Raw genomic sequence first — 9,329 nt, 5'->3', positions numbered from 1 at the left:
CAGGAGGACTGGGCGCGCCGCCCCGGTGCCCGCGTGGCGGCCGTGCTTAGCAACAAGGCCGATTCCCCGGGCCTGGCCTTCGCGCGCGGCGGAGGCCTTGCCGCCGAGGCGCTCGACCACAAGGCCTTTGCCAGCCGCGAGGATTTCGACGCGGCCCTGGCCCAGGCCAACGACCGCTACCAACCCGCCCGGGTGGTGCTGGCGGGCTACATGCGCATTCTGACGCCGGGCTTCGTCGCGCGCTATGCCGGTCGGCTGATCAACATCCACCCCTCGCTGCTGCCTGCCTTCACGGGTTTGAACACCCACCAGCGCGCCATCGATGCCGGCTGCAAGGTCGCCGGCGTCACGGTGCACCAGGTCACTGATGAGTTGGATGTGGGCCCCATCCTGGACCAGGCAGCAGTCCCGGTACTCCCGGGGGACACGGCCGAAACTCTGGCGGCCCGGGTGCAGGCCCAGGAGCACGTGATCTACCCGCGTGCCGTGCGGGCATTCATGGCTGCGCTGGGCTGATCGCGCTCAGAGGGTGCGCACCACCTGGGCTTCGCTGCTCTCCAGCAAGTCCTGGGCGAGCACGGTCTGGTGCGAATCGGTGGCGTGGGCCACCACCACCCACTGGTGGCGCCGCAGGGCAGAGCGCACCTGGCTGATGACCCAGATGCGGTCGGGCCGCAATGCCGCAAGCGCGCCCAGCATGAGGCCGAAGGTGGTGCCGAAGCCCACGATGGCGATGAACGCCAGCAACGGGCTGTTCAGCACCGCAGGTTCATGGGTGGCGATCAGGAAGCCAAAGGCCAGCAGGCCCAGTACGGCGCCAGCGCAGCCCGCAATCGCGTGGGTGCGGACCAGGGTGGTGACAAAGCCCTGCGGCTGCGGCTCCAATGTCTGGGTGAGCAGATCCCGCGCGCGCAACCGGGCCTGCTCCGGCCCCAGCAGCCGGACCTGGTCGGACGCCATGCCGGGCAAGCGCAGAAGGCGGCGCACCGCGATATCCGCATCGGCCTGCCGGGTGAAGAACCCTACGACCTTGGCCAGCGATTTGTCGCTGAATATTCCTTGCAAAAGATAGTCCATGAAAGTGCTCCGGGCCCTCGGGCATGGAGGCCTGGGCAATGGCTATCAAGATATCCCGGACTCCCGGGGGATGCTGTAGGACTGCACGGCGTGCAGGTGCGGGCGCAGGGCCTCACACCTCCACGCCGTCTTGTGTCAGGCCGGTGCGCTCAGGCTGGCGCCCCTGGTGCTGCGCGACCAGGAGCCGGCTGCGGCCTCGTAGTGGCTGCGTGCCAGTTGGGCCAGTTTCACGAGGTCCGTGGTCTGCCCGCTGCCGGACGATTCGCTGCGGGACGCGGATTCCGTGCTACCCGTGGCGCTGGCGAACTGGCTCGTCAACTGGCTGATGAAGGACTGTGCCTGCGCGCTGCTGATGCTGCTGTCGCCGTCGGTATCGATGGTCTTGAACAGCGCCGTGATCGCATCCGCCTGGGTTGCGCCCGCGGCCTGCTCCGCGGCCGAGACCACACCATCCTCGTTGGTATCGAGCGGGTCATAGGTGGTGCCGCCGCTGGCCGACGCACCGCCCGGACCGCCTGGAGGTGGCGGTGGCATGCCAGCCACCACGCCACCTCCGGCCTCGCCCGAAGGCCGTCCGGCGTCGAATTCGGCCTCCGAGAGGCTGCCATCGCCATCTGCGTCGAGCTCGCTGAACAGTTCGCCGCTGCTGACGCCGGTCGTGCCCTCCGTGCCGCCGGACATCTTTTCCAGCAGGGCCTGGAGTTCGGTCTGGCTCACGCCGCCGTCGCCATCGGTATCCACCTTGCCGAACAGGTCGTCGCCTGCCTGTCCCGTAGCGCCCGTGCTGCTGTCGCTGCGCGACTGTGCGAAGGCCATGGTCGACGGCGGCGGGGGCAGAACGCTTTGCATCGTCTTGCCCAGCTCATCGGCATTGAGGCTGCCGTCGCCATCGCTGTCGTACTGCTGGACCAGGCCGGCGGCGCTGGCCTGACTGCCCACGCCGGTCTTCTGGGACACATCGTCCAGCAGGCCCTGCAGCTCCGTTGCGTTCACGCCGCCACTGCCATCGGTGTCCATCTTGGCCAGCAGCCGCTCCGGCGAGGGCCCCGGGCGTTGTTGCGCCCGCTGCATATTCGCACTGGACCAGGCACTGCTGACGCTGCTTGTGATGCTCGTCATCGTCGTTCCTTCCAAGGGTTGCGGGCCGCGGCCTGTGTTCCCCGAAGCGGCGAGCAATGCCGGCAGCGGCCCGTGTCCCATTCTTGGAAGCTCCGGTCACCGCGGTTTGTACGGTTTGTGTCCGGGCGGACACAATGGCGCAGGCGATCGTGCGAACTGGCGGGTGTTTGCCCTTCAATTCGGCGCATCGCCCCGCAGGGGCGGGTTCATGCGGGCGCAGGCGGTGCAGTCTCGTCGCTGCATTTCTCGAAGCGCGGGCGCAGGCGGCCATCGATCAGCACGTCCTCGGCGAACATGGCCGCGGGGCGCACCCACAGGCCGCGCTGGCCGTACAGCGCGCGGTACAGCGTCATGGGCTCCAGTGTCTCGCTGTGGCGCACGGTGTCGATCACCTCGTAGAGCATGCCCTTGTAGTGCCGGTACAGGCCGGGAGGGGTGGGGGTCAATGCGGGCAGGTCGTTGTCGGTCATTTAGTATGTCGGTCGATAAAGAACAAGGTTGAGGGGAAAGTCCAGTGGATCAGGCAGATTTCGTGCACCTGGTGCGCATGAGCGAGCAGGACAGTGCCGACAACAGTCGCCGTTACCGGCTGGGCGTGGCTGCGTTCGCTGCGCTCGGCTACGCCTGGGTGCTTGGTTGCCTGGCACTGGGCGTGGGCTTGCTGGCCTGGGCCATTCCGCAGCTGCTGTATGGCCGGTTCCGGCTGGTGCTGGTGATGGTGCTGCTGGGCGCTGCCAGCCTGCTGTGGGTGAGCATACGCGCCCTCTGGGTGCGGGTGGACGAGCCCAAGGGCATGGAGATCACCGCGCTGGAGGCGCCCGAGCTGTTCGAGGCCCTGGAGCGCATGCGCCGCAAGATCAAGGGCCCGCCCATCCACCATGTCTACTTGAACGACGAGTTCAACGCCAGCATCCAGCAGCTGCCGCGCTATGGCCTGCTGGGTGGGGCCGTGAACTACCTGACCATCGGCCTGCCGCTCTTGCTGGCGCTGGACCGGCCGCGCTTTCTGGCCGTGCTGGCACACGAATACGGGCACCTGCGTGGCGACCATGGCCGGTTTGCGGCCTGGATCTACCGCACCCGGCTGTCCTGGATGCGATTGAACAGCAGCCTGGAGGACGATGAGGGCGCCGTGGCCGTGGCCACCCAGGCCTTCATGCGCTGGTATTTCCCGCGTTTCGTGGCCAAGACCTTCGCGCTGGCGCGCCAGGACGAGTACGAGGCCGACCGCATCGCCGGCAAGCTGCTGGGGCGCGACATCGCCGCGGCCGCGCTGATCGAGATCGAGGTGCGCGGCGAATGGCTGAACGACAACTTCTGGGGCCGCCACTGGAGCGAGGCCGCCGGCAATCCCCTGCCCGTGGGGCCCTACCGGGCCATGCGCAAGCGCCTGGCCGAAGTGCCCGAGGCCGCATTCGCCAACGACGCGCTGCGCCAGGCGCTCAAGCGCATCAGCAACGTGGACGACACGCACCCAGGCCTGCGCGACCGCCTCGAGTCGCTGGACGCTGTGCCCACCCTGCCTGTCGAATGGTCGCGGGGTGGGGCGCTGGCACTGCTCGGGTCCGAGGCCAAGCGCTGGGTGGCGCATTTCGACAAGCAATGGTGCCGCGACAACGCTGGCGAGTGGAAACGCCACCACGGCTGGCTGGGCCGGGTGCGCGATCGTGCCCAGGTCCTGCAGGCGCGCATGCCCCAGGCCAGCGCTGCGGAGCTGGTGGAACTGGCGCGCCTGCAGCGCCACCTGGACCCGCGCGCCGATGTGCGCGGCCTCTACGAGACGGCGCTGGCGCGCAGCACCGATTACCCGGCTGCGCTGCGCGGGCTGGTGCAGTGCCTGGCGCCCGAGGACCGCGAGGGCAAGCTGGCCCTGTTGCACCGGCTTTGGGAGGCCGGCAGCAGCGACCGCTACTGGACCGCGCGCACCGCGCTGGCCGAACTGGAAACGCCGCGCCTGGGCCACGACCACGATGCCGCTGCCTTCAAGCAGTGGCGCAAGCGGCTCGAGCGCGCCCAGGAGTCCGAGGAACGCGCCTGGGAAGAGCTGTCGGGCACCTCCTTCTTCAGCCAGACCACGCGCCATGACCTGAGCCCCTTCGAACTGGAGGAGCTGCAGGCCGAGCTGGTGCGCTACAGCGATGTGGAACGCTGCTGGTTGGTGCGAAAGAACCTGCGCGAGCACCCCCAGCGCCGCGCCTACCTGGTCTTCGTGGACCTGCCCGACATGGACGACGGCAGCCGCTACCAGCTGTGCCGTGCCATGGAGCGCCAGCTTGGTCTGCCCGGCCCGGCCCTGGTGCTGTGGGCGGGCGAGTCGCCGACGCTCAAGGAAATCCAGCGCTCGGCGTTCGACCCCGTATTCACACGTTGAAAGGGCCGGCAAAAGCCCAAATCAAGGATCCATGGGCCAGAGTGGGACAATCGGGGGAATATGCACCCGAAAGCTCTTCTCGACGCCTGCGCTGAACTCGTCAGGCTGACCCTTACCTTCGAACACCCCGCCGATGCGGTGGTGTCGCGTTTTTTCCGTGACAACCGGGGCCTGGGGCCCCGCGAGCGCGCCACGCTGGCCGAGACGGTCTACACCGTGCTGCGCAAGAAACTGCTGTTCGACCACATGGCCCCCTCGGGCTCGGGCCCCAAGGAGCGACGCCTGGCCATCCTGGGCTTCCATGGCCCGCGCGATTTCCTTCTGGGGGCGCTCAACGAGCAGGAAAAGAAGTGGCTCGCCCAATGCGATGCCGTGACGGCCGACGACCTGATGGAGCGCCATCGCCACAACCTGCCCGAGTGGCTGGTGCAGCCCCTCAAGGACCAGTTGGGCACGGGCTTCTGGCCGCTGGTGGAAAGCCTCTCAAACGCCGCGCCGCTGGACCTGCGCGTGAATGCCTTGCAGGACAAGCGCGCCGACGTGCAAAAGGAGCTGGCCAAGGCCGGCATCCAGGCCGTGTCCACGCCGTACTCTCCCAGGGGCCTGCGCATCGATGGCACGCCGGCGCTGGCCAAGCTCGACGCCTTCACCCGCGGTGCGGTGGAAGTGCAGGACGAAGGCTCGCAGTTGCTGGCCTTGCTGCTCGACGCCAAGCGCGGCGAGATGGTGGTCGACTTCTGCGCGGGCGCGGGCGGCAAGACGCTGGCCATCGGCGCCACCATGCGCAACACCGGTCGCCTTTACGCCTTTGACGTCTCGGGCCACCGGCTCGATGCCCTGAAGCCACGCCTGGCGCGCAGCGGCTTGTCCAACGTGCACCCTGCCGCCATTGCCCATGAACGCGACGAGCGCGTCAAGCGCCTGGCCGGCAAGATCGACCGTGTGCTGGTCGACGCACCCTGCTCGGGCCTGGGCACCCTGCGCCGCAACCCCGACCTCAAGTGGCGCCAGTCGCCCAAGGCGGTGGAGGAACTCACGGCCAAGCAGACCGCCATCCTGGCCAGCGCGGCGCGCCTGCTCAAGTCCGGCGGCCGGCTGGTGTATGCCACCTGCAGCATCCTGCCCGAGGAAAACGAGGCGATCGCGGACGCCTTCACTGCGGCGCATCCCGACTTCGTGCCCCTGGATGCGGGCGAGGCCCTGGCCCAGCTCAAGGTCGAGGGTGCTGATAAATTGTGCAGCGGCGGTGCCTTGGGCACTGGCTATCTGCGTCTTTGGCCCCATATGCACCAGACGGACGGGTTCTTCGCCGCCGTGTGGACGAGGAAGTAATCCGCTGGACCATTGTTCCGGGGCGAGGTGGTCCCTGTACGGACAGGGCTCTGGCACGGTGGTTGCATGGGCCTTGTCGCGCAAGCGACGCAGGGGCTATTTCACCGTGAATACTGTGGATAAGCGCTGATCCAAAACAGCGGCCGCCCTTTAAAATTCGGAACCTGCCGCCGCTGGCGGCCGGGTGTTTTGCACAAGGTTTTCTCACTATGCTGTTACCCGACTGGGTTGTACTGAACGCGGCCATCGACTGGCTGGGCCATGGGCTGTGGAATCTCGCCTGGTGGGAGATCGTTCTCTACACCCTGGCGACGACGCACGTCACCATTGCGGCCGTCACCATCTTCCTGCACCGCTCGCAGGCCCACCGTTCGGTGGACCTGCATGCCATTCCCTCGCACTTCTTCCGCTTCTGGCTGTGGGTGGGTACCGGCATGCTGACCAAGGAATGGGTCGCCATCCACCGCAAACACCACGCCAAGTGCGAAACCGCCGACGACCCGCACAGCCCGCAGACGCGCGGCCTCGATACCGTGATGTGGCGTGGTGCCGAGCTGTACCGTGCCGAAGCCAAGAACGCCGAGACCTTGAAGAAGTTCGGCCACGGCACGCCCGCTGACTGGGTGGAGCGCAACGTCTACTCCCGTTTCCCCTGGCAGGGCGTGGGCCTGATGCTGGTGCTGAACCTGGCACTGTTCGGAGCCATCGGCGCGGCCGTCTGGGCGGTGCAGATGCTGTGGATTCCGTTCTGGGCCGCGGGTGTGGTCAACGGCGTAGGCCACTACTGGGGCTACCGCAACTTCGAGGCGACCGACGCCAGCACCAACCTCTCGCCCTGGGGGGTGATCATCGGTGGCGAAGAGCTGCACAACAACCACCACACCTACCCCACCTCGGCCAAGTTCTCGGTCAAGCCCTATGAGTTCGACATCGGCTGGGTTTACATCAGCCTGATGAAGAAGGTGGGCTGGGCCACCGTGAAGAAGGTGCCGCCCAAGCTGCTGCGCGGCGACGTCAAGCCCGTGGCCGATGAGAAGACGCTGGAGGCGCTGATCGCCAACCGCTACGAGGTCATGGCCGGCTATGCCCGCGGCGTGCGCCAGGCTTGCCGCGAAGAGATCGCTGCGCTGCAGGCGCGCCAGGCCGATGCCTCGGTGCTCAAGGCGGCCAAGCGCTGGCTGCACCGTGACGCCGAGAAGGTGCCCGCCAATGCCCAGTCCCAGCTGGCCCAGGTGCGCGCGGCGCACCCGGCCCTGGACAAGATGGTCACGATGCGCGAAGAGCTGCGCCAGATGTGGCTCAACACCACGCAGTCGCGCGAGCAGCTCACGGCCGACCTGCAGGCTTGGTGCCGCCGTGCCGAAGAAAGCGGCATTGCCGCCCTGCGCGACTTCTCGATCAGCCTGCGGGCTGCGCGCGCCTGACGAGCAGTTTTCTCAGGCTGTGCCGAAGCCGCTGCAGGGCCCCGTGCCCTGGGCGGCTTTTTTCATGGCTGTGCGTTCCGGACAGCGCCACACCCTGTTCTGCGGGGGCACTCAGCTCAAGGGTGGCGGGCGCTTCGCCGGCCTCGATGCTTATCCAGTCTGCTTGCGGACTGCGCCATGCGGTGTGGGGGCGCAGGCGGGGCGGTGGCGGCTGACCCCCGGGCGCCGTGGTTGCGGTGCGCAGCAGGACGGAGCCCGACAGGCTGCGCAGCTCACAGCCGGCGTCCAGCCAGACCAGGCGGCCTTGGCCAATGCCCAGGACCAGGCGTTGCACACCCTCCGCGGGGCGGTGAAGGGGCTGTGCCCGACGGCTTGTGCCGGTGGCGGCGGGGGATGGGGGGAGGTGCTGCTGTTTCATGCCTCCAGCGTAGAACCGACGCCTGCTTCGCAACAGGCACAGAAACCGGACGGACGAGGCAGAGCAGGCCATGGATTTCTGCCCTGTTATGGTCGATTCTTGGATGGCCTGTATCTGTTCTGGTAGCAGATTTCGGCGCATCATCGGCTCGCCATGCCCATAGCCTCCGACGACAGCCTTCCCCTGTACCGCCAACTGGCCGACCACTACCAGCAGGCGGTGGCCCAGGGCGTGCTGCTGCCCGGCACGCGCATGCCGTCGGTGCGCGAGCTGATGCAGCGCCACGGCGTGAGCCTGTCGACCGCGCTGCAGGCGCTGCGCACCCTGGAGGAGCAGGGCAGCGTGCAGGCGCGTCCCCGCGTCGGCTATTTCGTGCAGGACCACCGGGTGCACCTGCTGGACCACAGCAGCGAGCCCGACCCGCGCTGTCCGGTGCAGCAGATCGACGGGGCCCAGTTCGCGGGCATCAACGAGCGCATCTCGCTGTGGCTGGAGCAGGGGCGCAGGGCCCAGGTGCGCGTGGACCTGGGGGCTGCCATGCCTGCGCCCGAGCTGTTCGACCACCTCACCCTGAACCGGATTGGCGCCGCGCTGCTGCGCGAGTTTCCCGAGATACTGGTGCAGGGCCATTCGCGGCCGGGCACCCATCCGCTGTTCCAGGCGGCCATGGCCCGGCAGGCGCTGGATGTCGGCGTGAACGTGGCGCCGCAGGAGGTGATGGCCACCCTGGGCAATTCGGACGCGGTGAACCTGGCGCTCGCGGCGGTGACCGAGCGCGGCGACGTGGTGGCCGTGGAATCCCCCACCTTCTACGGTGTGCTGCAGGCCGTGGAGACGCAGAACCTGCGTGCGCTGGAGATTCCCAGCAGCGCGCGCACCGGCATCTCGCTCGACGCCCTGGAACTGGCCGTGCAGAGCGAACCGCGGTTGAAGGCGGTGGTCGTCGTGCCGCACCTGCAGATGCCCAATGGTGCGCTCATGCCCGACAGCCACAAGGAGCGGCTGGTGGCCTTCTGCCGGCGCCGCGGCCTGGCGCTGATCGAGGACGACATCTACCGCGAGCTGGTCGATGCACCCGTGCTCCAGCGCCCGCTCAAGGCCTGGGACGAGACCGGCCAGGTGATCTACTGCGTGTCCTTCAACAAGACGCTGGCGCCGGGCCTGCGCCAGGGCTGGATGAACGGCGGGCGCTGGCACGAGCGCATCCAGATCCTCAAGTTCGCGCGCACCCGCAACATGCAGGTCTGGGCCCAGTTGCTGGCGGCGCGCACCGTGGGCACGCCCGCCCATGAGCGCCACCTGCGGCGCTTTCGCGCGGCCCTCAGGGTGCCGCGCGAGCGCAGCGTGCAGATGGTGGCGCGGCATTTTCCGCAGGGCACGCGCCTGTCGATTCCGCCCGGCGGGCTCAGCCTGTGGATCGAACTGCCGGCGGGCGTGTCGTCCATGGTGCTGTTCGAGCAGGCCCTGGCCCTGGGCATCCGCGTGGCGCCGGGGCCGATCTTTTCGAATTCGGGGCGCTACGAGGGCTTTCTGCGCCTGAGCTGCGGCCTGCCGTTCTCGCCCGAGGTGGAGTGGGCCTATGGTGAGC

At 68.1% G+C, this 9,329-nt stretch carries 8 protein-coding genes; 5 read left to right on the top strand and 3 right to left on the bottom strand.

What is annotated here, in order from left to right; genetic code table 11:
• The coding region (gene purN, locus ACK59X_RS22430; RefSeq protein ID WP_409960593.1) for a phosphoribosylglycinamide formyltransferase at positions 1-516 on the top strand (516 nt) is incomplete at its 5' end.
• A gap of 6 nt (positions 517-522) precedes the next feature.
• On the opposite strand, the gene ACK59X_RS22425 is transcribed toward purN, so the two are convergent.
• The 3 genes from ACK59X_RS22425 to ACK59X_RS22415 form a co-directional block, all read right to left on the bottom strand.
• Positions 523-1,077: a hypothetical protein gene (locus ACK59X_RS22425; protein ID WP_409960592.1), complete on the bottom strand. Its 555-nt coding sequence runs from the start codon at positions 1,075-1,077 to the stop codon at positions 523-525.
• Positions 1,078-1,212: 135 nt separating this feature from the next.
• Positions 1,213-2,196 carry a XopAW family type III secretion system calcium-binding effector gene (gene xopAW, locus ACK59X_RS22420; RefSeq protein WP_409960591.1) on the bottom strand — a complete coding sequence of 328 codons (984 nt, stop codon included), beginning with the start codon at positions 2,194-2,196 and terminating at the stop codon, positions 1,213-1,215.
• Between the two features lie 206 nt (positions 2,197-2,402).
• On the bottom strand, positions 2,403-2,666 hold the full coding sequence (locus tag ACK59X_RS22415; RefSeq protein ID WP_409960590.1) for a DUF1653 domain-containing protein: 264 nt from the start codon (positions 2,664-2,666) through the stop codon (positions 2,403-2,405).
• 44 nt (positions 2,667-2,710) lie between these two features.
• Here ACK59X_RS22415 and ACK59X_RS22410 point away from each other — a divergent pair, with 44 nt between their 5' ends.
• The 4 genes from ACK59X_RS22410 to ACK59X_RS22395 all read left to right on the top strand — a co-directional run.
• The gene (locus ACK59X_RS22410; protein ID WP_409960589.1) at positions 2,711-4,567 is read left to right on the top strand and encodes a M48 family metallopeptidase; all 1,857 of its coding nucleotides are present in this window, start codon (positions 2,711-2,713) and stop codon (positions 4,565-4,567) included.
• A gap of 60 nt (positions 4,568-4,627) precedes the next feature.
• The gene (locus ACK59X_RS22405; RefSeq protein ID WP_409960588.1) at positions 4,628-5,899 is read left to right on the top strand and encodes an RsmB/NOP family class I SAM-dependent RNA methyltransferase; all 1,272 of its coding nucleotides are present in this window, start codon (positions 4,628-4,630) and stop codon (positions 5,897-5,899) included.
• Positions 5,900-6,108: 209 nt separating this feature from the next.
• Positions 6,109-7,323: a fatty acid desaturase gene (locus ACK59X_RS22400; protein ID WP_409960587.1), complete on the top strand. Its 1,215-nt coding sequence runs from the start codon at positions 6,109-6,111 to the stop codon at positions 7,321-7,323.
• Between the two features lie 571 nt (positions 7,324-7,894).
• Positions 7,895-9,329, top strand: a 1,435-nt coding sequence (locus ACK59X_RS22395; RefSeq protein ID WP_409960586.1) for a PLP-dependent aminotransferase family protein, incomplete at its 3' end; no start/stop codon positions are given.

Source organism: Acidovorax sp. (genome assembly GCF_046339755.1).
In the GTDB taxonomy this organism is placed as follows: Bacteria; Pseudomonadota; Gammaproteobacteria; order Burkholderiales; family Burkholderiaceae_C; genus Acidovorax.
Note: the sequence above shows the minus strand (reverse complement) of the source record. Positions and strands in the feature narration are given on the sequence as shown.